Origin of the sequence: Mesorhizobium sp. 113-3-9 (assembly GCF_016756515.1) — a bacterium.
GTDB lineage: Bacteria > Pseudomonadota > Alphaproteobacteria > Rhizobiales > Rhizobiaceae > Mesorhizobium.
In genome coordinates this window covers 3,687,465-3,712,264 of sequence record NZ_AP023246.1, presented here as the reverse complement: position 1 = coordinate 3,712,264, position 24,800 = coordinate 3,687,465, and the positions used below count along the sequence as shown (strand labels likewise).

General features: G+C 63.5%; 23 protein-coding genes and 1 other RNA gene. 11 read left to right on the top strand and 13 right to left on the bottom strand.

Annotated features, from left to right (window positions below; translation table 11 throughout):
* Window positions 1-73: 73 nt before the first annotated feature.
* Window positions 74-1,189, top strand: coding sequence for a cystathionine gamma-lyase (locus MesoLj_RS18025; RefSeq protein ID WP_202326994.1), 1,116 nt, complete (start codon window positions 74-76; stop codon window positions 1,187-1,189).
* Window positions 1,190-1,197: 8 nt separating this feature from the next.
* Here the strand turns inward: MesoLj_RS18025 and MesoLj_RS18020 are convergent, their stop codons facing one another.
* From MesoLj_RS18020 to MesoLj_RS17990, 7 genes are all read right to left on the bottom strand, one after another.
* Window positions 1,198-1,440: a type II toxin-antitoxin system RelE/ParE family toxin gene (locus MesoLj_RS18020; RefSeq protein WP_244735489.1), complete on the bottom strand. Its 243-nt coding sequence runs from the start codon at window positions 1,438-1,440 to the stop codon at window positions 1,198-1,200.
* Between the two features lie 45 nt (window positions 1,441-1,485).
* Window positions 1,486-1,770 carry a type II toxin-antitoxin system ParD family antitoxin gene (locus tag MesoLj_RS18015; RefSeq protein WP_202326992.1) on the bottom strand — a complete coding sequence of 95 codons (285 nt, stop codon included), beginning with the start codon at window positions 1,768-1,770 and terminating at the stop codon, window positions 1,486-1,488.
* Window positions 1,771-1,931: 161 nt separating this feature from the next.
* Window positions 1,932-2,331, bottom strand: an RNA gene (gene rnpB / locus MesoLj_RS18010) — RNase P RNA component class A.
* Window positions 2,332-2,408: 77 nt separating this feature from the next.
* Complete coding sequence (locus MesoLj_RS18005) at window positions 2,409-3,116, bottom strand: lytic transglycosylase domain-containing protein (RefSeq protein WP_202326991.1); 708 nt, start codon at window positions 3,114-3,116, stop codon at window positions 2,409-2,411.
* Between the two features lie 211 nt (window positions 3,117-3,327).
* Window positions 3,328-4,083: an N-acetylmuramoyl-L-alanine amidase gene (locus MesoLj_RS18000; protein ID WP_202326990.1), complete on the bottom strand. Its 756-nt coding sequence runs from the start codon at window positions 4,081-4,083 to the stop codon at window positions 3,328-3,330.
* Entirely contained in the window at window positions 4,080-4,799 is a 720-nt protein-coding gene (locus MesoLj_RS17995) for a J domain-containing protein (protein WP_140775787.1), read from the bottom strand. The genes MesoLj_RS18000 and MesoLj_RS17995 overlap by 4 nt, the downstream gene beginning before the upstream one ends.
* A 162-nt stretch (window positions 4,800-4,961) precedes the next feature.
* Complete coding sequence (locus tag MesoLj_RS17990) at window positions 4,962-5,168, bottom strand: hypothetical protein (RefSeq protein WP_027044745.1); 207 nt, start codon at window positions 5,166-5,168, stop codon at window positions 4,962-4,964.
* A 180-nt stretch (window positions 5,169-5,348) separates the two neighbouring features.
* Between MesoLj_RS17990 and MesoLj_RS17985 the strand changes: the two genes are divergently transcribed.
* The 3 genes from MesoLj_RS17985 (at window position 5,349) to MesoLj_RS17975 (ending at window position 11,176) form a co-directional block, all read left to right on the top strand.
* On the top strand, window positions 5,349-8,999 hold the full coding sequence (locus MesoLj_RS17985) for a hydantoinase B/oxoprolinase family protein (protein WP_202326989.1): 3,651 nt from the start codon (window positions 5,349-5,351) through the stop codon (window positions 8,997-8,999).
* A 159-nt stretch (window positions 9,000-9,158) separates the two neighbouring features.
* On the top strand, window positions 9,159-10,457 hold the full coding sequence (locus MesoLj_RS17980) for a DUF3419 family protein (RefSeq protein WP_202326988.1): 1,299 nt from the start codon (window positions 9,159-9,161) through the stop codon (window positions 10,455-10,457).
* Window positions 10,454-11,176: a class I SAM-dependent methyltransferase gene (locus tag MesoLj_RS17975; RefSeq protein ID WP_202326987.1), complete on the top strand. Its 723-nt coding sequence runs from the start codon at window positions 10,454-10,456 to the stop codon at window positions 11,174-11,176. The genes MesoLj_RS17980 and MesoLj_RS17975 overlap by 4 nt, the downstream gene beginning before the upstream one ends.
* A 57-nt stretch (window positions 11,177-11,233) precedes the next feature.
* Here MesoLj_RS17975 and MesoLj_RS17970 read toward each other — a convergent pair whose 3' ends face one another.
* Window positions 11,234-12,613 (bottom strand): serine hydrolase domain-containing protein, encoded by a 1,380-nt coding sequence (locus MesoLj_RS17970; protein WP_202326986.1) that lies wholly within the window; start codon window positions 12,611-12,613, stop codon window positions 11,234-11,236.
* Between the two features lie 289 nt (window positions 12,614-12,902).
* Between MesoLj_RS17970 and MesoLj_RS17965 the strand changes: the two genes are divergently transcribed.
* Window positions 12,903-13,703, top strand: coding sequence for a glycoside hydrolase family 25 protein (locus MesoLj_RS17965; RefSeq protein ID WP_202326984.1), 801 nt, complete (start codon window positions 12,903-12,905; stop codon window positions 13,701-13,703).
* A 121-nt stretch (window positions 13,704-13,824) separates the two neighbouring features.
* Complete coding sequence (locus tag MesoLj_RS17960; protein ID WP_140775780.1) at window positions 13,825-15,003, top strand: lytic murein transglycosylase; 1,179 nt, start codon at window positions 13,825-13,827, stop codon at window positions 15,001-15,003.
* A 115-nt stretch (window positions 15,004-15,118) separates the two neighbouring features.
* Here MesoLj_RS17960 and MesoLj_RS17955 read toward each other — a convergent pair whose 3' ends face one another.
* Entirely contained in the window at window positions 15,119-16,339 is a 1,221-nt protein-coding gene (locus MesoLj_RS17955; protein ID WP_140775779.1) for an alanine racemase, read from the bottom strand.
* A 210-nt stretch (window positions 16,340-16,549) separates the two neighbouring features.
* On the opposite strand from MesoLj_RS17955, the gene MesoLj_RS17950 reads away from it, so the two are divergent.
* The gene (locus tag MesoLj_RS17950; RefSeq protein WP_202326982.1) at window positions 16,550-17,467 is read left to right on the top strand and encodes a DMT family transporter; all 918 of its coding nucleotides are present in this window, start codon (window positions 16,550-16,552) and stop codon (window positions 17,465-17,467) included.
* A gap of 431 nt (window positions 17,468-17,898) precedes the next feature.
* Here the strand turns inward: MesoLj_RS17950 and metF are convergent, their stop codons facing one another.
* Window positions 17,899-18,816 (bottom strand): methylenetetrahydrofolate reductase [NAD(P)H], encoded by a 918-nt coding sequence (gene metF, locus MesoLj_RS17945; protein WP_202326980.1) that lies wholly within the window; start codon window positions 18,814-18,816, stop codon window positions 17,899-17,901.
* Window positions 18,816-19,838 (bottom strand): ArsR/SmtB family transcription factor, encoded by a 1,023-nt coding sequence (locus tag MesoLj_RS17940; protein ID WP_140775776.1) that lies wholly within the window; start codon window positions 19,836-19,838, stop codon window positions 18,816-18,818. The genes metF and MesoLj_RS17940 overlap by 1 nt, the downstream gene beginning before the upstream one ends.
* A gap of 193 nt (window positions 19,839-20,031) precedes the next feature.
* Between MesoLj_RS17940 and tsaA the strand changes: the two genes are divergently transcribed.
* Together tsaA and MesoLj_RS17930 are read left to right on the top strand one after the other, a co-directional pair.
* Window positions 20,032-20,556: a tRNA (N6-threonylcarbamoyladenosine(37)-N6)-methyltransferase TrmO gene (gene tsaA / locus MesoLj_RS17935; RefSeq protein ID WP_244735487.1), complete on the top strand. Its 525-nt coding sequence runs from the start codon at window positions 20,032-20,034 to the stop codon at window positions 20,554-20,556.
* Window positions 20,553-20,867: a DUF2293 domain-containing protein gene (locus MesoLj_RS17930; protein WP_202326977.1), complete on the top strand. Its 315-nt coding sequence runs from the start codon at window positions 20,553-20,555 to the stop codon at window positions 20,865-20,867. Before tsaA ends, MesoLj_RS17930 begins: the two co-directional genes overlap by 4 nt.
* 14 nt (window positions 20,868-20,881) lie before the next feature.
* On the opposite strand, the gene MesoLj_RS17925 is transcribed toward MesoLj_RS17930, so the two are convergent.
* The gene (locus MesoLj_RS17925; RefSeq protein ID WP_202326975.1) at window positions 20,882-21,391 is read right to left on the bottom strand and encodes a hypothetical protein; all 510 of its coding nucleotides are present in this window, start codon (window positions 21,389-21,391) and stop codon (window positions 20,882-20,884) included.
* A gap of 156 nt (window positions 21,392-21,547) precedes the next feature.
* On the opposite strand from MesoLj_RS17925, the gene MesoLj_RS17920 reads away from it, so the two are divergent.
* On the top strand, window positions 21,548-22,510 hold the full coding sequence (locus MesoLj_RS17920) for a D-amino acid aminotransferase (RefSeq protein WP_202326973.1): 963 nt from the start codon (window positions 21,548-21,550) through the stop codon (window positions 22,508-22,510).
* A 132-nt stretch (window positions 22,511-22,642) separates the two neighbouring features.
* Entirely contained in the window at window positions 22,643-23,482 is an 840-nt protein-coding gene (locus tag MesoLj_RS17915; RefSeq protein ID WP_140775771.1) for an SDR family oxidoreductase, read from the top strand.
* Between the two features lie 121 nt (window positions 23,483-23,603).
* On the opposite strand, the gene MesoLj_RS17910 is transcribed toward MesoLj_RS17915, so the two are convergent.
* The gene (locus MesoLj_RS17910) at window positions 23,604-24,674 is read right to left on the bottom strand and encodes a serine hydrolase domain-containing protein (RefSeq protein ID WP_244735485.1); all 1,071 of its coding nucleotides are present in this window, start codon (window positions 24,672-24,674) and stop codon (window positions 23,604-23,606) included.
* Window positions 24,675-24,800 lie beyond the last annotated feature (126 nt).

Below are 24,800 nucleotides of genomic sequence, written 5' to 3'. Positions count from 1 at the left end.
TTGGGCTTGCCGCGCATCACCCGCCCGCATAGCGTCGAGCAACGCATTCCGCCCAAAAACAAGGATCGAGCTCATGTCCGAGACGGCAAAGTCACGCGCCGCCGAACTGTCCCATTTGCGCAGCCGCGATTTCGCCAACGGCGACCCGATCCCCTTGCCGCTCACCATGGCTTCGATCTTTCACACGCCGGGCGTCGAGACCGGCATCGATCAATATGGCCGCTACGACAACCCGACCTGGCGCGCCGTGGAACATGTGCTCGGCCATCTGGAAGATGCGCAATGCGTGAGTTTTCCCTCAGGAATGGCTGCGATTTCGTCGGTGTTTTTCGCGCTGCTGAAATCGGGCGATCGCGTGCTCCTGCCCGCGGATGGCTACCACGCCACGCGTGCGATGGCCGAACGCTTCCTGAAGCCGCTCGGCATAGTTTGCGACACCAAGCCGACGCCGACCTTCCTCGACGGCGGCTTCGCGGGCTATTCGCTTGTCTTCGTGGAAACCCCGTCCAACCCGCGGCTGGACATTTGCGACATCTCGGCCATCGCCAAGGCTGTCCATGAACAAAGCGGGGTCCTTGTCGTCGACAATACGACGATGACGCCGTTCGGCCAGCGTCCGCTCGACTTCGGTGCCGATATCGTCGTCTCCGCCGACACCAAGGCGGTCAACGGGCACTCGGACGTGCTGTTCGGCCACGTCGCCAGCCGTAACGCCGACATCGTCACCAGGGTGACGGACTGGCGCGCAATGGCCGGCGGCATTCCCGGACCGTTCGAGGCGTGGCTGGTGCATCGCGGCCTCGAAACACTCGAGGTGCGCTTCGACCGCATGTGTTCTTCAGCCGAAACGATCGCGCAACGGCTGAAGGAACACCGCGCGGTGAGTGGCCTGCGTTTTCCCGGTTTGAACGGCGACCCCTCGCACAACCTAGCCCGCGCCCAGATGGAGCGCTTCGGCTTCCTCATCTCCTTCGAACTCGCCTCGGAGGAGAAGGCCGAGGATTTCATCAACAATTGCCCACTGATAGAGGCCGCCACCTCCTTCGGCGGCGTCCACACCTCGGCCGAGCGGCGTTTGAAGCGAGGCGATGCGGTGCCGCCAGGTTTTGTCCGCCTTTCGGTCGGCTGTGAGCCGGTGGAAGAACTGTGGAAGGCTATCGAGACCTCGCTGGACAGGATCAGCGGCTGACGGACCGGTCACTCACCGAGGTCGTCGGCCTCGATGTTGCGATGCCCGTGTAGCACGCGGACGATTTCGATCGCCTCGTCGCGGACACAGTAGAGAGTGAGATAATCGCCGACGACCAGATGACGGATGCCAGGTGCTATGTCGTCGCGTGGAGCACCTGAGAAGGGATGCAAGGTGAGCAGGTCCCATCGTCGCTCCAGCGCGTCAACCAACCGTGCCGCAGCTCGTGGCGTGGCTGGCGATGTAGTCACCGATGCTTTCGAGATCGACCAGTGCCTGAGGAAGCAGGCGGTATTTCACTCCTGAAAGCCTTTGATCTGGGCCATCTTCAGGTATTTGGCGCGCAGTCGTTCCATGATTGGCTGACCGTCCTGCGCGGGTCCGCTGTCGATCCCTTCCTGCACCAGTTTGCGCAATTCCTCGACCGTGTAGCCGAGCAGGTCGCGACGATCCTTCCACTGCCGCAGCGCGTCGCGGATGACCTCGCTCGCCGAGGCGTACTCCCCTGCCGCGACCACATCGTCCACCGCTTGCGCCAGTTCCGGTGAAAGCGTGATGCTGCGCTTGTTGACCTGTCCCATGATGGGCTCCTGATATCGTTCTCGAACCATGGTACGATTTAATCGCACCAGCAAGCGACTGGCCTAGGCTGGGTCCATGGCAAACAGCTGAAAGGCTTGAATCGACAGGCGCGCCCAAGGGCGCAACCTGCTGATCTCAAAGGATTTCTTCTCGAGGCGAAACTGCCAGCTGGCCTGTAAGCCGGGTTCTGTATGGCCCTCGGCCCTTGCGGGACGAGAACGTGGCGGCCATTCATCTTGGGCGCATGTTGCCATGCGCCTCACGCAACCTACCCGGACGGTGAGCCGGAAACAGCCCTCGAGGGTTTCCCCTCGCACCGCCCCTATTCGGTTTTGCTCCCGGTGGGGTTTACCGTGCCGCTCCTGTTGCCAGTCGCGCGGTGGGCTCTTACCCCACCCTTTCACCCTTACCCCGACAAAGTCGCGGCGGTTTGCTTTCTGTGGCACTTTCCCTGGGGTCGCCCCCGCCGGCCATTAACCGGCACCGTGTTTCCATGGAGCCCGGACTTTCCTCACTCGCGGCCTTTCGGCGTTTGCGAGTGCGGCCGCCCAGCCAGCTGGCAAGGCGTATAAAGGGGTTCAGCCGGGAAAACGCAAATGAAAAAGCCGGCTTATGCGCCGGCTCTCGCAACTTGCAGTCAAAGCGCCGCCATCTGAACCTTGACCTTGCTGCAATAGGCGGCCGAGATCGGGTTCATCCGCGTCGCGGCATGGCCGGCATTGTATTTCAGGATCGTGCCGCAGGTCGTGCCGCCGCCAAGGTTCTGCGCCAAGGCGAGGTACTTCATGCCGTATCTGATGTTGGTGTCGGGATCGAACAGGCCTTTGGCCGAACCGTTGTAGCCCATCATCCGCGCCGTCGCCGGCTTGATCTGCATCAGGCCGATCTCGCCGGCGCCGCCGACCATGTTCGGCCGGTAGTTGCTCTCGATCTTGATGACGGCGTGCGCCAGCGACACCGGAACGCCGTAGCTTGCCGCATAGCGGGCGACGATCGCGGAATACTGGCCGCCGCTGGCCACCGCCGCCGTCGACGCGGCGACATTCCTGAGGCCGATCGAGGCCGTTGTCGTCATGTCGATGGTCTTTCGGCCACGCTTTGTCTGCCTTTTGGAGGCGGATTTCTGCACTTTGGCCCAGCTGGCCTTTTCCACCTTGGCGGAAGCCTGCTTCGTCGTTGCCTTCGCACTCTTGCTGCTTTTGGCCGAAATGGCCTTGCCCTTGGCGGTCGCCGTGACGAACCCCTGATCGGCCCGCGGGCTCAACGGCGCGGCGTCAGCCGCACTGAAGGCAAAAGTCATTACGCCGGCAGCAAGAGCTGCCGTTACAACGGTCAATTTCTGCATGTGATCCTGTTCTGTCTGGACCGTTCGAAGATCTTCGCACGGCGCGGCTTGATTACTATCGGAACATCCGGGGGGAAAGACGTCCGACAAACTGTACGAATTGCCCTTTGAAGCCCGAATTGGCGCCAATGAAGGCGGGGCAAGTCACTTTGAGTGACAGTTTGTAACCTGATTCAGGATAAGATTACTTGGGCAGCGCCTTGACCTGAGGTCAACGGCTTACGGAAGCAAGCAGTTTTTGCAGCGTGCGCATCGTCGAGCCGTCGGCCAGCCCGTCGACCAGGCGGGGTCTGAAATGCCGTTGGAAGGCCTCGACGACAATCCGTGTCTGATGGTCGAAAACGCCCGATATCTCAACACCATAGCCATAGAGCGCCAGCATCGACTGCAGTGCTTCGACATCGGCACCGTTGTCGCCGGGCTTCAGCGCGGCTCCGCGCCTGACGGGTGCGGCCGGTACGAGATGGCCGACACCGGCCTCGAACAGAGCGGCCCACGGGAACTTCTCGCCCGGATCGATCTTGCGACCCGGTGCCACATCGGAATGCGCCAGCACGCGCGTGGCGGGGATGGCATGCCGCCCGGCAATCCCCTTGCACAGGCCGATCACCGCGTTGATCTGGCGCCGGCGGAAGCCGGGATAGCCTAGCGAATGTCCAGGATTGACGATTTCGATGCCGACCGAACAGGAATTGATGTCGGTGCGCCCGAACCAGGAGCTCTTGCCGGCGTGCCACGCGCGATCGCTTTCCCTGACCATCTGCACGATGTGGCCGTTCTCATGGACGAGATAATGCGATGAGACTTCGCTCGCCGGATCGCACAGCCATGCCTCCGCCCCGGCCCCTGTCGCCATGCCGGTATAATGCAGCACGATCATGTCGGGCTTCAGCATATCGCGCCTTAGCCCGAAATTCGGCGATACCCTGACCTCGGCGCTCGGCTCGTCGGGCAGGAAGCCGCTCATACGTGCCGCAGGCCCCGCTCGATCATTTCATAGGCGGCGTTGATCGCGGCGACCCTGGTCGTCGCGATCTTGATGAATTCCTGCGGCAGGCCGCGCGCGATCAGCCGGTCCGGATGATTGTCGGAAACCAGCTTGCGATACCGCTTCTTGACCTCCTCGAACGGCTTGCCGCGCTCGATGCCGAGAACGACATAGGGATCGCCCGCGCCAAGATTGACGTGGCGGGCCAGGATCGATTCGTAATGCGCTTCGTCGATGCGGAATATCTCGGCGATACGGTGCAGGAAGATGCCTTCGCGCTCATGCACCAGCCCATCGGCCTTGGCGATATGGAACAGGCCGTCGAGTATGTCTTCCAGCATGACGCAATTGGAATGCCCGGAACCGCACAGCTGTGCCATTCGCTCGGCATAGGTTTCGAAACCGGCCACGTCCTGCTGGGCGAGATCGAACAGCCGCGCAACGTTGCGCGTCTCCTTCGGCGGCACTTCGAATATTTCCTGGAAGGCGCGCACCTCGTCCTGGGTGACGATGCCGTCTGCCTTGGCCATCTTGGCCGATAGCGCGATCATCGCCACCGAGAAGGCGACGCGGCGGCGCAGATCCGCATCGCCGGAAAACACTGTGCGCACAGCCTCGACGACGTCGGCAACGCCCGACGTCGCTGAAGACGATACCCGTGTGATAAACTCGCCGAGGCGGTCCCAAATCGACATGGCCCGCTTCATAGAGCCAACCGGTCCCCCCTATCAAGCCAATAACGGCTGCTGTCCGGGTCTGGGAACGAGACGCGCGTTGTCGGTCCGATAGCCGCCTTCACGAGAAAAGGCCGGCATGATGCCGGCCTTCCTCCCAAGACACGCTTTACAACTTACAGACTACTGCGCGGGCGCAGGAGCAGGCGTTGCCGGAGCCGGCTCGGCGGGCTTGGTCGAATTGTCAGCCGGCGCCGCGGGCTTCATCGGCTGTTCCGCGGCCGGCGGATTGGTGCTCTGCGTCGTGGTTTTGTCAGTGCCGCTGTCGCTGCAGGCCGCGACGCCCAGCAGGGCAAGGGCGGACACGGAAGCCAGAATGAGCTTTTTCATCACATCTCTCCTTCAACACACGCTCACGTTGCAGTGAGCGGTCGAAGGGGAAATGCACCACCCGGCCATCAGTTTCATAACGTTGCGTTTCCGCATGTAACATCAACGGGATACGTTGCTGCCGGCGCGTTGGCGCATTAACAACGAAAGCTGGAAACGAAAACGCCGGAGACAGCCGCCATGGCCGCGAAATGGGATTTCTGGATCGATCGCGGCGGCACCTTCACCGACGTCATCGGTCGTGACCCGCAAGGTGGACTGCATCCGCGCAAGCTGCTTTCGGAAAACCCCGAAGCCTACGCCGATGCCGCCATCCAGGGCATCCGCGACCTGCTCGGCCTTGAATCGGGCGCCACGATCCCATCCGGCCTGATCGGCGATATCAAGATGGGCACCACGGTCGCCACCAACGCGCTTCTGGAACGCAAGGGCGACCGCGTGCTCCTGCTCATCACCAAGGGGTTTCGCGACGCGCTCAGGATCGCCTACCAGGCGCGGCCCGATATCTTCGCCAAGGAAATCATCCTTCCCGAGCAGCTCTATGAGCGCGTCATCGAGATCAACGAACGCGTGCTGGCCGATGGCTGCGTCGAACGGCTGCTCGACATCGCCGCTTGCCGGCCGGCGATCGAGCAGGCGAAGGCCGACGGCATCGATGCCGTCGCAATCGTCTTCATGCATGCCTGGAAATACCCCGACCACGAGAAGGCGGTGGCAATGGTCTGCCGCAAGCTGGGTTTCAGCCAGGTCTCGGTCAGCCACGAGGTCTCGCCGCTGATCAAGCTGGTCGGCCGCGGCGACACCACCGTGGTCGACAGCTATCTCTCGCCCATCCTGTCACGTTATGTGCAGAGGGTGGCGGGAGAGCTGGGGGCGGCGCCAGTCTCCCCACCTGAAGAAGCGAGCGAACAAACCCCTCGCCTCATGTTCATGATGTCCTCTGGCGGCCTCACCGCCGCCGACATGTTCCAGGGCAAGGATGCGCTGCTGTCGGGTCCGGCCGGCGGCGTTGTCGGCATGGTCGAGACGGCGAAGCTCGCCGGCTTCGACAAGGTCATCGGCTTCGACATGGGCGGCACGTCCACCGATGTCGCCCACTATGATGGCGAGTATGAGCGCGCTTTCGACACGGAAGTCGCCGGCGTGCGCGTCCGCGCCCCGATGATGCGCATCCACACCGTCGCCGCCGGCGGTGGTTCGATCCTGCATTACGAGGCCGGCCGTTTTCGCGCCGGACCGGACTCCGCTGGCGCCAACCCCGGCCCCGCCGCCTACCGGCGCGGCGGCCCGCTGGCCGTAACCGACGCCAACGTGATGCTCGGCAAGCTGCAGCCCGATTTCTTCCCGGCGATCTTCGGTCCCGGCCAGGACCAGCCGCTCGACGTCGGAACCGTGCGCGCGAAATTCGCGGCTCTGGCCGCCGAAATCGGCGACGGCCGTTCACCGGAGGCGGTTGCCGAGGGCTTCGTCACCATCGCCGTCGAGAACATGGCCAACGCCATCAAGAAGATCTCCGTGCAGCGCGGCTACGACGTCACCGAATACCTGCTCAACTGCTTCGGCGGTGCCGGCGGCCAGCACGCATGCCTGGTCGCCGATGCGCTCGGCATGGAGGCGGTGCTTATCCATCCCTTCTCCGGCCTGCTTTCGGCCTACGGGATCGGCCTGGCGTCGGTCTTTGCCTCGCGCCAGCAGGCACTGCTCAAGCCGCTTGCCGAAGAATCCAGAACGGAGATCGGCAGCCTCATCGCCGTCTTGAAAAAGGCCGTCATTGCCGAACTTGTGGCGCAAGGGATCACCGAGGACACGGTTGCGACGAGGCCCGTGCTGCACATCCGCTATGACGGCACCGACACGACACTGCCGGTGAATTTCGAAAGTGACTCGATTTTCCAGGCCAAGCGCGATTTCGAAATAGCCCACAAGGCGCAATTCGGCTTCGTCTATGATGACAAGCCGATGATCGTCGAGACTGTCGGCGTAGAGGGCAGCGAAATCGGCGAGAGCAGCGCGGAAGCCTATGCGCCCGCCGGACCTGCAAGGATTGAAGCCGGCGCTTCTGGAACGCGGCGCATCCACACCGAAGGCCGCTGGCATGAAGCCGGCATTCATCGTCGCGAAAACCTGCGCCCATCCAATCTTGTCACAGGTCCCGCTCTCATCATCGAGCCGAACCAGACCATCGTTGTCGAACCGGGCTGGCGGGCCGAAATCACCAACCTCAACCACGTCGTCATCCGCCGCACCGAAAGGAAGGCGCGGGCAGCCGCCCTCGGCACATCAGCCGACCCGGTCATGCTGGAAGTCTTCAACAACCTGTTCATGTCGATCGCCGAGCAGATGGGTGTCACGCTGCAGAACACCGCCTACTCCGTCAACATCAAGGAAAGGCTGGATTTTTCCTGCGCCGTCTTCGACCACACCGGGGCGCTGGTGGCCAACGCGCCGCACATGCCGGTGCACCTCGGCTCGATGGACCGTTCGGTCGAAACCATCATCCGGCTGAACTCCGGCGACATCCACCCCGGCGACGTCTTTGCCTTGAACGCACCCTACAACGGCGGCACGCATCTGCCCGACATCACGGTGGTGACGCCTGTTTTCGACGATGCCCAAAGGAATATCCTGTTCTGGACGGCCTCGCGCGGCCACCATGCCGACATAGGCGGCACCGCGCCCGGCTCGATGACGCCGCTGGCCACCACGGTCGACGAGGAAGGCGTGCTGTTCGACAATTTCCGCATCGTCGACCGCGGCCGCTTCCGCGAGACGGAGCTGCAGACGCTGCTGACCGATCACCCCTACCCGGCCCGCAATCCGCACCAGAACATCGCCGACCTCAAGGCGCAGATCGCCGCCAACGAGAAAGGCGTCGCCGAGTTGCGCAAGATGGTCGCGCATTTCGGCCTCGATGTCGTCGAGGCCTATATGGGGCACGTCCAGGACAACGCCGCAGAAAGCGTGCGGCGGGTGATCGAGCGGCTGCCGGACACATCTGCCTATGAATATCCCACCGATACCGGCCAGGTGATCAAGGTGAAGATATCGGTCGACCGGCAAAAGCGCGAAGCGACGGTCGACTTCACCGGCACGTCACCTGTCATGAAGAACAATTTCAACGCGCCGGAGCCCGTCGCCCGCGCGGCGGTCCTCTACGCCTTCCGCGTCATGGTCGAGGACATGATCCCGATGAATGCCGGGTGTCTGCGAACAATCAACATCGTCATTCCCGACGGCTGCATGCTGAAGCCCACCTACCCTGCCGCCGTCGTTGCCGGCAATGTCGAGACCTCGCAGCATGTCACCAACGCGCTGTTCGGCGCCATGGGCGCCATGGCCAATGCCCAGGGCACGATGAACAACCTGACCTTCGGCAACAAGAAGTACCAGTATTACGAGACGATCTGCTCCGGCTCGCCGGCCGGCCACATGAACTCCGGCCGCGGCTTTGCCGGCACCTCGGGCGTCCACACCCACATGACCAATTCGCGCCTCACCGACCCGGAAGTGCTGGAACTGCGCTTTCCCGTGGTGCTGGAGGATTTTCACATCCGCGAGGGCTCCGGCGGCAAGGGCAAATGGGATGCCGGCGACGGCACCAAACGCACCATACGCTTCCTCGAGAAGATGGAATGCGCGATCCTGTCCTCGCACCGCAACCGCCCGCCGCAAGGACTGGACGGTGGCGGCGACGGTGAGGTCGGCTCGACCAAGGTCCGCCGCAAGGACGGCACGATCGACATGCTGAAAGCCTGCGACCAGACTGTGCTCGATGCCGGTGAGGCTGTTATCCTGACGACGCCGACACCGGGTGGATTTGGCCGCGCCTGAGGAAGCTTCGAGAATTCGCTGCGGCGAGTCAGGTGACGTGGCTTTCGAGAACCGGAGCGGAGCGGACATAGAAGTCCGTGAGCACCGGAAGCGCAGAAAGCCGCGTCAGATGACCGCCGCAGTAGAATTATCGATGCTTCCGACTGTCACCGGCCTGTCATGACCCTGGGTTACCCGCTTGCGCCAAAGCAAATGGGGAATCACTTTGCCATGACGGACGTCTCCTCGGATCTGGTTTTTCGCCGCGGCAAGGAAGTTGGAAAGGCCGTCTACCAGAACCGCGCGCTTTCCAAAGCCGGCATCTCGGAGCGGCTGTTTGCCCTTCTGTTCTCCGGCCTCGTCTATCCGCAGATCTGGGAAGACCCCGATGTCGACATGGAGGCCATGCAGCTTGGCCAGGGTCACCGCATCGTCACGATCGCTTCAGGCGGCTGCAACATCCTGGCCTACCTCACCCGCTCGCCGGCACGGATCGACGCCGTCGACCTCAACGCCGCCCACATCGCGCTGAACCGCATGAAGCTGGAGGCGGTGCGCCGCCTACCGTCACAAGGCGACCTGTTCCGCTTCTTCGGCGCCGCCGACACCAGCCACAATTCGCAAGCCTATGACCGTTTCATCGCGCCGCATCTCGACCCGGTGAGCCGCCACTACTGGGAGCGCCGCAACTGGCGCGGCATCAGGCGCATCGGTGTCTTCGACCGCAATTTCTACCAGACCGGCCTGCTTGGCCTGTTCATCGCCATGGGCCACCGCACGGCGAAATTCTTCGGCGTCAATCCGGCCCGCATGATGGAAGCCAGGAACATCGGCGAACAGCGCCGCTTCTTCAACGAGGAACTGGCGCCGGTTTTCGACAAGAAGCTCCTGAAATGGGCAACATCGCGCAAGGCTTCGCTGTTCGGCCTCGGCATTCCGCCGGCGCAGTATGATTCCCTGATCACCTCCGGCGACGGCACAATGGCCAGCGTGCTCAAGGCCCGGCTGGAAAAGCTAGCCTGCGATTTTCCCCTGGAAAACAACTACTTCGCCTGGCAGGCGTTCGCCCGCCGCTATCCAAATCCCGGCGAGGCCGCCCTGCCCGCCTATCTGGAAAAGCAGAACTACGACACCATCCGCGGCAATGTCGACCGCGTCGCCATCCACCATGCCAATCTGATCGAATTCCTCGCCGGCAAGGATGCGGGCACGGTCGACCGCTTCATCCTGCTCGACGCGCAGGACTGGATGACCGATGACCAGCTCAATGCGCTGTGGTCGGAAATCAGCCGCACCGCCTCCACTGGCGCCCGCGTCATCTTCCGCACCGCCGCCGAGCCCAGCCTGCTGCCGGGCCGCGTCTCGACCTCGCTGCTCGACCAGTGGGACTATCAGAACGAGGCGTCGCGCGAATTCTCGGCCCGCGACCGCTCGGCCATCTATGGCGGCTTCCACCTCTATGTGAAGCGCGCGGCATGAGCACGACGGAGCTGCCGGCCAACCATGCCGAACTGATGGACGGCGTCTACCGCTGGCAGCGCCACATCTACGACCTGACCCGCAAATACTATCTGCTCGGCCGCGACCGGCTGATCCATGGGCTGGAGGTACCGGCAGGCGGCAACGTGCTGGAACTCGGCTGCGGCACCGGGCGCAACATCATCCTTGCCGCCCGTCGCTATCCCGATGCCCGCTTCTTCGGCCTCGACATCTCGGCCGAGATGCTGGAGACCGCCGGCAAGGCGATCGACCGCGAAGGCCTGTCCGGCCGCGTCACGCTGGCAAGGGGCGACGCGACCGATTTCAATGCCGCCGCGCTTTACGGCATCGAGCGCTTCGACCGCGTCTTCGTGTCCTATTCGCTGTCGATGATCCCTGGCTGGGAAAAGACGGTGTCGGCGGCCCTTGCGACGCTCGCCCCCAATGGCTCGCTGCATGTCGTCGATTTCGGCCAGCAGGAAGGCCTGCCGGGTTGGTTCCGGGCGATGCTGCGCGGCTGGCTCAGAAAATTCCACGTCACGCCGCGCTCAACCCTGCGCGAAGTCCTGGAATCGGAATCTCGGCGAAACGGCGCAACCTTCCGTTTCCGCACGCTTTATCGCGGTTACGCCTGGCTGGCGGTGATCGGGCCGCGCAACCTTGCCTCCCCCTCGATGGAGGAGGTCGCGCCGAAGGCGCGTGTGGGGATGAAGCGCTAGGCACCCCACCCCGGCGCTACGCGCCGACCCTCCCCATCAAGGGGAGGGTAAAGAGAGCTAGTGCAGCGCCTTCACCAGCGCACCCACCATCGCCTGCGGGCGGTAGCCGAGCTTGGCCGGCGTCAGGCCCAGCCGCACGATCACCAATTGCTCGGAGGGAATGATGGTGACAGTCTGGCCGTCATGCCCCTCCATCCAGTAGGTGTCCTTGGGCAGGCCGGCCGCGACACCGGCACCGGGATTCTCCTCATCGCCCGGCGCCTCGATCCACAACTGGCCCTTGCCGTAGACTTTCGAGGCCGGCGCCGGCTCGCGCATCCAGTCGACGAAGCCGGCCGGCAGGATCTGGTTGCCGTTCCAGACCCCGCCTTGCAGCAGGAACTGGCCGAAGCGGGCCCAGTCATGCCCCGTGGCGTAGAGATAGGATGAGCCGACGAACGTGCCCTGCTCGTCGGTTTCGAGCACGGCGCTGTGCATGCCGAGCGGCTCGAACAGCGCCGTGCGCGGCCATGTCAGCGCCTTCGCCTTGTCGCCGATCGCATCCTGCCACAGCCGCGACAGCATCACCGCGGTGCCGCTCGAATAGGAAAACACCTTGCCGACCTCGCCCACCAAGGGTTTGGATACGGCAAAGCCCGCCATGTCCGGCTCGAGATAGAGCATGCGCGTGACATCGGCGACGTCGCCATAGTCCTCGTTGAATTCAAGTCCGCTCGACATCGCCATCATGTCGGCAAGGCTGATGGCGGCGCGGCCATCCGCCTTCCACGGCGCGAACAGGCCCTTGTTGTCGACCGCCATCTTGCCGTCCTTGACCAGCGTGCCGATGATGGCGGCATTCACCGTCTTGGTCATCGACCAGCCAAGCAGTGGCGTCTTGGCGGAAAAACCGTCGCCATAGCGTTCGGCGACGACACGGCCGTTCTTGACCACGACCACCGCGCGCATGCCGGTACCGGTCAGCGCCGCGTCGTCCAGCAGCTTGCCGATCACCGGATCCTGCGATGCCTCGACCCGCTCGCCCTCGGGCCACAGCGTGTCCTGGCTGGTCGCCGACGGTTCGACATGGACCGCCGTGCGCCGCGCCTTGCCGACATCGCCGTCGGGAATCGAGGCGCAACCCAGTCCATCACGGGAAACCGCCTCGCTCTTGCCCAGGAAGCCAAGCAGACCGGCGGAGACCGTGCCCCGGTTCTTGTCGACCGAGACCCGCATCAGCCGCAGCAGCGGGTGTCCGGGCGCCTGCACGTCGACGGCAAGCACCTCGTTGGGATCGCGCCCGGCTATGAAGACGTTGGAGCAGACGATCTTGGCCGAATAGCCAGAGCCGACGCGGATCAGTTCGGGTGGCGCGATGTAAAGCCAGGCAAACAGCGCGGCGACCGCCAGCACGATCAGGCCAAGCAGCCATCTGACGATCTTGACGACGATCCGCATCCGCATCCTCCCGGGCTCTCGCCCGACCCTTATGTCATCGATTTGCCGCCATTGCTTCCGCAAATCGGGGTACTTGTCGAGCGCCGTCAACGGATTATCAACCATGATCGGCGATCACGGGGGATGCATGCCGCTCAAGACCGCATAGCGGTTTTGAGACAACGACATGCACAGAAATGGATATGCTGGGCGATGCTGTGGGGCGATCGCCTGGAGGGGGCGCGACCAGTCGTCGGCCATCGGTTCACAGACCCATCAGCGACCGGCTGATTCCGGCTTGGAAGTTGCGATGCGCCGTCTTGCGGCCCTTTTCATGCTGACACTGCTTGGCGCCTGCTCGACCGTGGACGATCTCTCGCCGGTGTCGCCGTCCGCCTCCAGCAGTCCGACAGTGGCCGTGCGCGCGCCGCGCTTCGCCGATTCCAAGCCGCATGAATGGGACAGTGGCGCGCCCTGGAACTATGCCGTTCACGGCACCGACGTGTCGAAATACCAGACCTCGGTCGACTGGCCGACGGCCAAGGCCGCCGGCATTTCCTTCGCCTTCATCAAGGCAACGGAGGGCGGCGACCGCTTCGATGAGTATTTCAACGAGCACTGGTCGCGCACGAAGGCCGCAGGCGTTCCGCGCGCGGCCTATCATTTCTTCTATTTCTGCACTCCGGCCGCCCAGCAGGCACGCTGGTTCATCCAGAATGTCCCCGTCGACCGATCCGCCATGCCGCCGGTCCTCGACATGGAATGGAACCCGAAATCGCCGACCTGCAGGTTGCGCCCCGACCCGGCCACGGTGCGCGCGGAAATGACCACCTTCCTCGAAATCGTCGAGCGGCATTACGGCAAGAAGCCGATCATCTACACCTCGGTCGATTTCTTCGACGACAACGAGCTCTCGGGCTTCCGCGGTTACCCCTACTGGCTACGCTCCGTCGCTGGCCACCCGCGCGAGAAGTATGGCAGCCATCCCTTCACCTTCTGGCAGTACACCGGGACCGGCATCGTTCCGGGCATGACCGGCAAGTCCGACATCAACGTCTTCAACGGCTCGGAAGCCTCGTGGAATAAGTGGCTGCGGCAGAACACCCGTTGACACCGGGCCTGCCGCCTGCTTTTCGACACAGCCAGCGGTGAACAGTGCAACCGCCGGTAATTCAGGGCGTTGGGTTTCCAGCCAAGCACGACAATGCCCTCTTCGTTTCGGAAGGATGCTGATGCGACTGCGTTCCCAAGCCCTCGCGGCGCTATTCCTGTGCGCTACGGCCCTGCCGGCGATGGCACAGGAATGCGGCGGCGACTTCGAAACCTGGAAACAGGGCGTGGCGGCGGAAGCCAAGGCGGCCGGTGTCGGCGCCGTCGGCCTCGACGCGCTGGAAGATGCAAATTTTGACGAGAGGGCGCTGGCGCGCGACCGTGCCCAGGGCGTCTTCACCCAGACCTTCATCGAGTTTTCCAACCGCATGATCTCCGCCTACCGGCTGAAGCAAGGTGCGGCGAACATGAAGAAATACGCCGACATCTTCGCCCGTGCCGACCAGCAGTTCGGCGTCCAGGCGCCGGTCATCACCGCCTTCTGGGCGCTCGAAACCGATTTCGGCGCCGTGCAGGGCGATTTCCACACGCTGAGCGCGCTGGTGACGCTTTCGCATGACTGCCGCCGCCCGCAACTGTTCCGGCAACAGTTGGTGCCACTTCTGGAACTGATCGATCGCGGCGTACTGCCGGCCGACGTCAAGGGCGCCTGGGCCGGCGAGATCGGCCAGACGCAGATCCTGCCTTCGGACTACCTGGCCCGGGGCGTCGACGGTGACGGCGACGGCAAGATCGACCTGCGCAACAGCGTGCCCGACGTGATCATGACCACCGCCAACAAGGTGCTGTCGCGCGGCTGGAAGCGTGACGAACCCTGGATCCAGGAAGTGCGGGTGCCCGACGAGATGCCCTGGGACCAGACCGGACGCACCAACAAATTGCCGCTGACACAGTGGGCGCAGTGGGGCGTCACCAATCCCGACGGCTCGCCGCTCGTCGACAAGGGCCTGAAGGCCGGCCTGGCCCTGCCCATGGGCCGCAAGGGGCCAGCCTTCCTGACCTATGACAATTTCGATGTCTATCTCGAATGGAACCAGTCCTTCACCTACGCGCTGACCGCGGCCAATCTCGCCGCGCGGTTCGCCGGCGCGCCGCCGCTTGATCCGCGCAACCCCGAGCAAGGCCTCAACAACGAGCAGATGAAGGCACTGCAGACCAAGCTCGAAGCCCGGGGCTACGACGTCGGCACGGTCGACGGCATTCTGGGCACCAACACGCGCGAAGCCATCCGCAAGGAACAGATGCGGCTTGGCCTGCCGGTGGACGGCTGGCCGACGCCGGAGCTGTTGGGGAAATTGTAGGGCAGTAGGGCAGTAGGGCAGTAGGGCAGTAGGGCAGTAGGAAAACGTGCCCTAAAGCAGTGACTGCCGCCACCCCTATTCCCTTACTGCCTTACTGCCTTACTGCCTTATTTCCCTAATCCGCCATCGTCTCCAAGCTCGCGAACCCTTGCGGCGCGTCGCCCTCGTCGAACGGCGTCGTCACCTCGACGAACGTGTCGGGATAAAAGCCGTTGAAGCGTGTGCGCAGCGACAGCGAATAGGCGCCGATATGGCCGATCTCGATCCAGTCGCCGGTATCGACGGTTTCCGGCAGCCAGAATGGCCTGGACAGGATGTCGACTGAATCGCAGGTCGCGCCGCAGACCTTGAACGGCACGATCTTGCTCTCATCGCCATTACGGGTCCTGATCGCCGGATCGGGAATGAAGCGCGCCGGCAGCGTGATCTTGCCGGTCCAGGAATCCGACAGCGATGCCCAGATGCCGTCATTGATGTAGAGCCGCTTGCCCTTGCGCAACAGCACCCGCACGATCAGCGACAGGCAGCGCGCCACGATCACCCTGCCCGGCTCGGCCACCAGCGGCATCTGGTCGAACTGGTACTCTTTCAGGTCGCCGGAAAGCCGCGACATGATCTGGCCGAGCGACGGCATCTCGATCTGCTTGCGGTTGGGATCATGGCCGTATTCGGCGGGAAAGCCGCCGCCGACGTCGAGCCCCGCAAGATCGAAGGTCAGCCGGTTGCGCACCCAGTCGGCCGAGGCCAGCGCCCGCTCATAGGTATCTGGGTCCTCGATCTGGCTGCCGACATGGAAACACAAGCCCACCTTGTAGCCCGTACGGTTCAGCCGCTCCGCCAGTTCCACGGCATAGGCCGGACCGGCGCCGAACTTCTTCGACAGCTCATAGGCGGCATGCCCCTTGGTCTGCACCCGCACGAACACGCTGACCGAGCCCGGGTCGATATCTAGTGCCCGCACCACCCGGGTCAGCTTGGTGATCTCGTCCTCGTGGTCGAGCGAGATAACGCGGATGGCGTATTTCTCCAGCGCCAGCTTGATATCCGACTGCGCCTTGACCGGGTGCATGTAGAGCATCTCGGCATCGGGCGAGACGGCACGCACGGCCGCGAATTCACCGGGCGAAGCGACGTCGAAGGCGGTGACGCCGGCCTCGACCAGCGTCTTCAGCACGATCTGCTCGCCATTGGTCTTGACCGCATAGGCGGTCTTGCCGGGGAACATGCCCATGAACTGCCTGGCATCGGCCTTCAGCACCTGCGGGCGGAAGCAATAGACGGGATCGTCCGGGCGAAGCGCCAGAGCCGCTTCGCGGGCATTCTCGAATCGCTGCATTGACGAATCCTCGACTTCAGCCTGCGCACAATTAATCCAAGCTAGCGGCTAATGAAAACAATTCTGTGTCTCGTGCACCTGACGCAGCGGCGCTAGCTTTTTGGCGGCGTCGTTTGCCAGCGATCAGGTTTCGGGTGGCCCTTGTCGCCGGAACGGATATGCCTTGTGTCTGACCGGCTGCATCCGGGCCGTCTGGGGAGGACGATAGACATGGCAATAGCCGCGACATCAGCACCGCGCGGACCGATGACGCTTGCCGACTGGGGGCAATTGCTGCTGCTCGGCGCGATCTGGGGTGGCTCGTTCTTCTTCGCCCGCATCGCCGTGGCCGAACTTCATCCGCTGGTGCTGGTGCTGTTTCGCGTCGCCATCGCGGCGATCGCGCTGCAGCTCTATCTCGGCCTGCGCGGCCCCTCGTTCCGCCTTGCCCTTCCACATGCCGGCCTGTTCTTCCTGCTCGCCTTCACCAACAACGTCGTCCCCTTCTCGCTGATCTTCGCCGGCCAGACCGAGCTTGGCGCCGGCGTCGCTTCGGTGCTCAACGCAACCACGCCGTTCTGGACACTGGTCCTCGCCAACGCGATGACGTCGGATGAAAAGCTCTCCTGGAACAAGCTGGCCGGCATCGCGCTCGGCGTTGCCGGCACGGCCGTGATGATCGGTCCCGGCCTGCTCGCCGGGCTTGGCGGCCCGGTCTGGGCGAAATTCGCGCTGATCGGCGCTTCGCTGTCCTATGGCATTGCGCTGATGGTCGCCCGCCGCTTCAAGGGCGTGCCCTCGCCGGTCATCGCCACCGGGCAGCTGACCGCCTCGACCATCATCATGATCCCCATTGTGCTCCTCACCTACGGCCCGGCCGGACTGTTATCGGCCTCGCCGCCGGTCTGGGCTGCGGTGCTGGCACTGGCTCTCCTGTCCACCGCCTTTGCCTATATCCTCTATTTCAACCTCGTCGCCTCGGCCGGCGCCACCAACGCCTCGCTGGTCACGCTGATCGTTCCGGCCAGTGCCATGCTGCTCGGTTTTCTATTCCTCGGCGAACGTCTGGAGTTGTTCGAGATCGGCGGCGTTGTGCTGATCGGACTTGGTCTTCTCACAATCGACGGACGCATCCTTGGAAGGCGGTAGGCTGAACCGCATTGGCGCGAAAATCGAAGTCGGCTTTTGCTGATGTAGCGCTACCATGACACGCTCGCGACACCATCCCGCCACAATTTATTCACAGGTCTGAAGCGGGTTTTTGCCGAGAAGTTTCAACGGCTAACGGCAAAACCGAGGTCGCAATTCCAGCAATTACGTCGCAATGCAGCACATTTTCCGCTTGCCTGTGGCACAAATGGACCTAGACTCCTAGGCATAGCTCTTTAAGAGGAGGCTATGTCATGGGACTTACGAGGCCAATCAACGCATTGATGATTTGTGCTGCGTTTGCTTTCATCGGCGCCCTCATTATGGGCGTCCTTCCCTGAACCCGCCAAAACGGGGAAGACCAGCACCAGATAGTCTAAGCAATTCGAAAGGCCGGGTTTTTACCCGGCCTTTTGCTGTTCAGCCCTGCCTCACGCAGCAGCCGAGCCCGCCACCTCCGCCTCGTGCGAGCGGATGCCGATCATGTGGCAAATGGCGAAGACAAGGTCGGCGCGGTTCATCGTGTAGAAGTGGAAGTCGCCCACGCCGCGCTCGACCAGGTCCAGCACCTGCTCGGCGGCGACCGCCGATGCCACCAGCGCATGCGTCTGCGGATCGTTCTGCAGGCCGTCGAAGCGCTCCGCCAGCCATGCCGGCACCAGCGCGCCGCAGCGCGCCGAGAAATTGGCGACCTGGGTGAAATTATGCACCGGCAGGATGCCGGGCACGATCGGGATGTAGATCCCGGCGCGGCGCGCGCGCTCGACATAGCGCTCGTAGAGATCATTGTCGAAGAAGAACTGGGTGATCGCCCGCGTCGCGCCATTGTCGACCTTGCGCTTCAGCATGTCGATATCGGTGGCGAAGTCAGGACTTTCCGGATGCTTCTCCGGATAGGCCGAGACCGAGATGTCGAAATCGCCGGCGTCCTTCAGCGCTCCGACCAGTTCTGCACCGTTGGCGTAGCCATCCGGATGCGGGCGGTAGGCGGTACCCACGCCGGCGGCCGGGTCGCCGCGCAAGGCGACGAATCGCTTCACGCCCATATCGGCGAATTCCTGGATCACGGCGTCGACCTGATTGCGGGCTGCGTCGACGCAGGTCATGTGCGCGGCCGGCGTGAGGCTCGTCTCGTTCAGGATACGGCTGATCGTGCGCGCCGTGCGCTCGCGCGTCGAGCCGCCGGCGCCATAGGTCACCGAGACGAATTTCGGCTTCAGCGGCTCCAGCCGCGTGACCGTGTCCCAGAGGCGCGCCTCCATCTCGTCGTTCTTGGGCGGGAAGAATTCGAAGGAAACCCTGACCTTGTCGCCAATGTCGGGGCGGCGGGAAAAGCGGAACTGGTTCATCAGGCGATTTCCCCTATCGAATTCACTTTGCTCTGCTGGCTGTCATTGGCAGGATCGGCAATCAGCAGACGCCGGTCGCGGCCAAGCCACAGCTTGACGGTGAGCCTGGCTTCGTTGCCGCCGCGCGGCTCGAACTCCTGGGCATCCTCGAGGTCGAGGCCCGCCTCGGCAAACCACTCGCCGATCTGCCGGTCGGAAAAACCGAGCCTGACATGCGCATGCTCGTCACGCAGGAATTCCAGCGTGTGCGGCGCGAAGTCGACGATCACCAGCCGGCCCGACGGGCGCAACAGCCGCGCCGCCTCGTGGATGGCGCGAGCCGGATCGTCGAGATAGTGCAGCACCTGGTGGATGGTGACGAGATCGAAGGCGTCGCGCTCCACCGGCGGCGAGAAGATATCGCCCTGCCGCACCTGCGCGTTGGAAACGCCAGCCTTGTCGAGATTGGCGCGCGCCACGGTCAGCATTTCACGCGACATGTCGATGCCGACGCCGCGCCGGTAGAGCGGCGAGAAGATTTCGAGCAGCCGGCCGGTGCCGGTGCCGAGATCCAGCATCGACTGGAACGGCCGCTTGCCGACCAGCTTCAGCATCGCGGCCTCGACGGCGCGGTCCGGCACATGCAGCGAGCGGATATGGTCCCAGCTTGCGGCATTCACGGAAAAATACTCCGCCGCCCGGTCCTGCCGCTTGCGCTTAACCGAGGCCAGCCGCTCGAGATCGCGCTCGACCTGCGGATCGGCGCCGCGAATGCTGGAAACCAACCCCATGACAAAGTCCCGCGCGGAATCGGCATCGGACAGGCGGAAGAAAGCCCACGACCCCTCCTGGTAACGGCCGATCAGCCCGGCCTCCAGCAAGAGCTTCAGGTGCCGCGAGACGCGCGGCTGCGACTGGCCGAGAATTTCGGTAAGATCGGAAACGGTGAGGTCGCCGCGCGACAACAGTGCCAATATGCGCAGGCGGCTGGATTCGGCCGCCGCCTTCAGCGTATCCACCATGGTGTCGAGCGAGACATGCATCCGCGTATTCTCTTTTCAGCGCATCAGATTTGAAAAAGATATAAACATATGTTTATGTCGATTTTGAAAACCTTGCAAGCGCTATGTCGCTTCCGGACAAGAAAATGCCGCATGCGTGATTTCCCGGTGCATATCGCCCAAAAACGTGTAGCGGTTTCGGGACAATGACAGGCACCGACACAGAGATGGCAGAATGACCGCACCGCGTGAGATGTTCGAGGCGCGCGAAGGTGAGCAGAAGCTGGAACAGGATCCGGCCGCGGTGCCCGCCGATGGCGGCGTCGTCTTCATCGGCCGCATCGCCTCGCCATGGACGACACGCGACAACTGCCCGAAGAACATGCGCGCCGCCCGCGAGACCGGCCAGCCGGCGGTGCTGACCATCGACGCGCCCTATCGCAGCGGCTTGCAGGGCCTGGAGCGCGCCAGCCACGTCGTCATCCTGTCCTGGCTGCATCACGCGCCGCGGAATCTGATTGTTCAGAAACCGCGCCATGCGGCTGAAGCAAAAGGCGTATTCGGCCTGCGCTCCCCTGCCCGGCCGAACCCGATCGGCCTGCATGTGGCAAAACTTGTCGGGCTCGATATCGCCGCCGGGCGCATCGATATCGAGGCCATCGATGCGCTTGACGGCACCCCGGTCATCGACATCAAGCCTTACTTCGCCTCGACCGACGCCGTGCCGGAGGCGACCATCGAAGGGCGCGAGGAGCGATGACGGCGCCGACCGGCCGCCGCCGCGCCATCGCCAAGGCGCTGACAGCGCTCCTGCCGCTGGGGCCTTATGCCGACATGGAGAAAATTCGTGCCGATGCCGGCTCGGTGCATATGAAGACCTTGCCGCCGACGATCGCGGTGTGGCTGGCGACGATCGCCCACATCCGCCACATGCACACCGATTACGAAAAGCTGCTGGCCGAGGGATATGACCGCGACTCCGCACGTTTCTTCGTCATCGAGCAGACCAACATGGTGCTCACCCGCTGGCGGGCGACACGCCTGCTCGACGCCGACGACGAGGATGAATGAGACGGCAGGTCCGTTTATTTTCGCTTCAGCACGGCAACCGCATTGTAGGGCTGGCCGTCGGCCTGGCCGACCCAGGTCCAGGACAGGTTCCCCTTGAAAAACCGGACGGTGATGTCGCCGCCGTCGATGCATTTGTCCTGGCCGTAAGTGATGCTTTCATGGAATTCAGCGGATGTCCCGTCCCGCGACGTCTGCGACAGCGATCCGCCGCAGCCGAGTGACGGATAATCGATCGATGCGCCATCATCCCTGATCGTCATGGCGATCGACCAGTCGGCGCCGCCATCACCCGCCGGGCTCTGGTGACCACTGCCGACCCAGGTGCCGGCCAGCGTCTGTGCCGGCACATTCACCGCGCAAGGCAGGTTCTGGAAGATCGGCGTCAGTTCGCTGCCGGTCTTCTCGCAGCGATAGGTCTGGCCGTTCTGGCAGAGTTCGTCGCCTTGTTTCACGCATTGCGCGCTGGCTTCGCCCGCGGCGGCGAAAATCATCATGATTGCGATGACGGTCCCAAGCCTGACCATATCCCCCTCCCATTTCCAAGCTGCCGGATCATACGGCAACTCCAATCCGATGTATCGGCCAGATCATGGAGGACGAACAGCGCCTGATGGCTGGCTCTATCGCTTCTGTCCGGCGCCGATAGCCTGCTGGTCCGCCTTGTGCGAGAGGAGGCCGCGATGAACCGGACGAAGGCAACAGAGGACGAGGCGCAACTGCCCCTGGTTGGCGATCGCCACGTCGACCCGCATTCCTATCCCGACGGCATCGCCTTCCTCGATGGTCAGTACCTGCCGATGTCGCAGGCCAAGGTGTCGGTACTGGATTGGGGATTCCTGCACTCGGACGCCACCTACGATACGGTGCATGTCTGGGACGGCCGCTTCTTCCGGCTTGACCTGCATCTCGACCGCTTCTTCGGCGGGCTCGAAAAGCTGCGCATGGCGATCCCCTTCGATAGGGATGGCGTGGCCGAGATCCTGCACAATTGCGTCGCGCTGTCGGATCATCGCGCCGCCTATGTGGAGATGCTGTGCACCCGCGGCGCCTCGCCGACCTTCAGCCGCGATCCGCGCCAGGCGATCAACCGCTTCATGGCGTTCGCGGTGCAATTCGGCTCGGTCGCCAATGCCGAACAGTTGCGGCGCGGCCTGCACGTCGCCATCAGCGACAAGGTGCGCATCCCGCCGGCTTCGATCGATCCTGCGATCAAGAACTACCACTGGCTCGACCTGGTGCGCGGCCTCTACGATGCCTATGACCGCGACGCCGAGACCGCGCTCATTCTCGACTTCAACGGCAATGTCGCCGAGGGCCCGGGCTTCAACGTCTTCCGCGTCAAGGATGGCAGACTGTCGACGCCGGCCATCGGTGTGCTGCCCGGCATCACCCGCCGCACCGTCTTCGATCTCTGCGGCGAGGAAGGGCTCACCGTGGAGGCCATCGATGTCAGCGTCGCCGCGCTCAAGGCGGCCGACGAGGTCTTCATCACCTCGACCGCCGGCGGCATCATGCCGGTGACGCGGATCGACGGCGCGGCGATCGCCGATGGCAAGGTCGGGCCCGTTACCAGCCGGCTGATGGCGCTCTATTGGCGAAAGCACGATCACCCGGCGTGGTCGAGCCCCGTGAAATATCCCTGATACCCGGCCGCCCTGTTCAAAAAGATTTCCCCTCGCCTCTGGAAAATCAGGGGACGGACTGTATATGCCCGAAAGCGGAGAAGCCTCCGTTTTCACCCAAAATCATGCCCGCAGGGGCAAGGATCCCACATCATGACATCAAAGGTTTGGTTCATCACCGGATCGTCGAAGGGTTTTGGCCGCGTCTGGGCCGAGGCCGCATTGGCGCGTGGCGACCGCGTTGCCGCGACCGCCCGTGACGCCGGCACGCTCGCCGATCTGGTCGAGAAGTATGGCGACAACATTGCCGCGATAAAACTCGACGTCACCGACAAGAAGGCCGTCGATGCCGCCATCGCCGAGGCGCACAAGCGCTTCGGGCGGCTCGACGTGGTCATCAACAATGCCGGCTATGGCCATTTCGGCGCCATCGAGGAAGTCAGCGAGCAGGAAGCCCGCGACCAGATCGAAACCAATGTGTTCGGCGCGCTCTGGGTCACGCAGGCAGCCCTGCCGATCATGCGGTCGCAGAAGTCCGGCCACATCATCCAGATCTCGTCGATCGGTGGCGTCAACGCCTTTGCCTCGCTCGGCCTCTACCATGCCTCGAAATGGGCGCTGGAAGCCTTCAGCCAGTCCCTCAGCATCGAGGTCGCGGAGTTCGGCATCCATGTCACGCTGGTCGAGCCGGGCGGCTTCTCCACCGACTGGTCCGGCGCCTCAGCCAAGGTCTCCAAGCCGATCGAGGCCTATGCGCCTGCCCGCGCCAAGATGGCCGAGCGCCGCGCCAACTCGGTCGCCGGCGATCCCGAGGCGACCGGCCCGGCGATGCTGGCCATCGTCGACGCCGCCGAACCGCCGCTGCGCGTGTTCTTCGGCGATGGCGGCCTGCCGATGATCCGCCAGGAATACGCCAACCGCCTCGCCACCTGGGACAAGTGGGACCAGGTGTCCATCATGGCGCAAGGCCCCAACAAGAACCGCAAGGGCTGAGGCGCATCCATGCTGCATCGCCCTCCAGGCGGTGCAACTGCTCCGGTTGATCCCGACAAACGTTTGCTCGCGTCTGTCGGGATCGGGCCGGTTCCGGCCGGATTGGGCAGGAAGCGATCGGTCAGGTGCCGGTCAGGCCAGGAAGAAATACATTGTACAATATGGCCGCGGGCGCTCGCCACTGATCGGGGGAATTGTAGTTTCCGGTCGTTATGGCGAGTACGAAATCGAGGCCGGGGAAGACAAACAACCTTTGTCCGCCATTTCCAAACGCGGCGACAAACCGCTCCCCATACGTCCCAGCTCTATCCGTTACGGCCTCCTGGCCCAGATACCAGAGATAGCCGTAGCGCATTCCCGGCCAGCCCATGTCGACCAATGCGGCGGGCTGGAAACTCTGATCGAGCCAGGATTTCGGTACGACCGCGCGGCCTTCCCATTGCCCGTCCTGCAGGATCATCTGCCCGATACGAGCCAGTGAACGCGGCGCCAGCCGCAGGCCCGACGCGGCCGACGCTTCGCCGTCCTGTCCGCGAATCCAGTCCATGGCGTTGATTCCGAGGGGATCAAACAGCGCGCCACGAGCGAATTCAGGCAAGCTTTGGCCGGTGCCCCTCTCGATGATCTTTCCGAGCAGCGCAACGGCTCCGCCGCTGTAGGTCCATCTCTTTCCCGGTTCGGCAAGTATCGGGCGATCGAGGATGAAGCGGTATCGATCCGGCGCCTGCTCCATGGCGATTTCGCTGTTGGCGGGATCGGTGTACGGCACGTTCTCGTTCCACTCCGTGCCAAGCGTCATGGTTAAGGCATGGCGAATGGTCAGGCGCTTGCGCTGTGGATCGCTGGCAAGATCGGGGTATTCGGGAAACTGCGCGACGACAGGTTCATCAAGTCCCGGCACCTGGCCGCCGGCGAGCGCGATGCCGTAGAGCAGACCGACGATGCTTTTGGTGACCGACCTGACATCGTGCAGCGTGTCGGGCCCAAATGCCACGTTCCCGAGCGACTGCCCCCATCTCATGTCGTTCCCGTCCATGTAGCGCTCGAACACAATACGACCGCCCCGAAGGGCAACGACTCCATGGACCCCCGCCAGTTTGCCCATCTTCGCCAGTTCGTCGAAGCTCGCCGCGGGATCGGATTTGAATCCCGCCGTGCTTGGCGCGGCAATCTGCCAGTCGCCGTCCGCCATGGCCGGTGTCGTGCTAACCACTATCGTCGCTCCCACATATTTGAGGATCTGCCTGCGGCTTGTTCGGACAATCATTTGCAACCTGTCAAACTGCTACCCCGGCAGGCCGCCTGCGCCCCCTGGGTC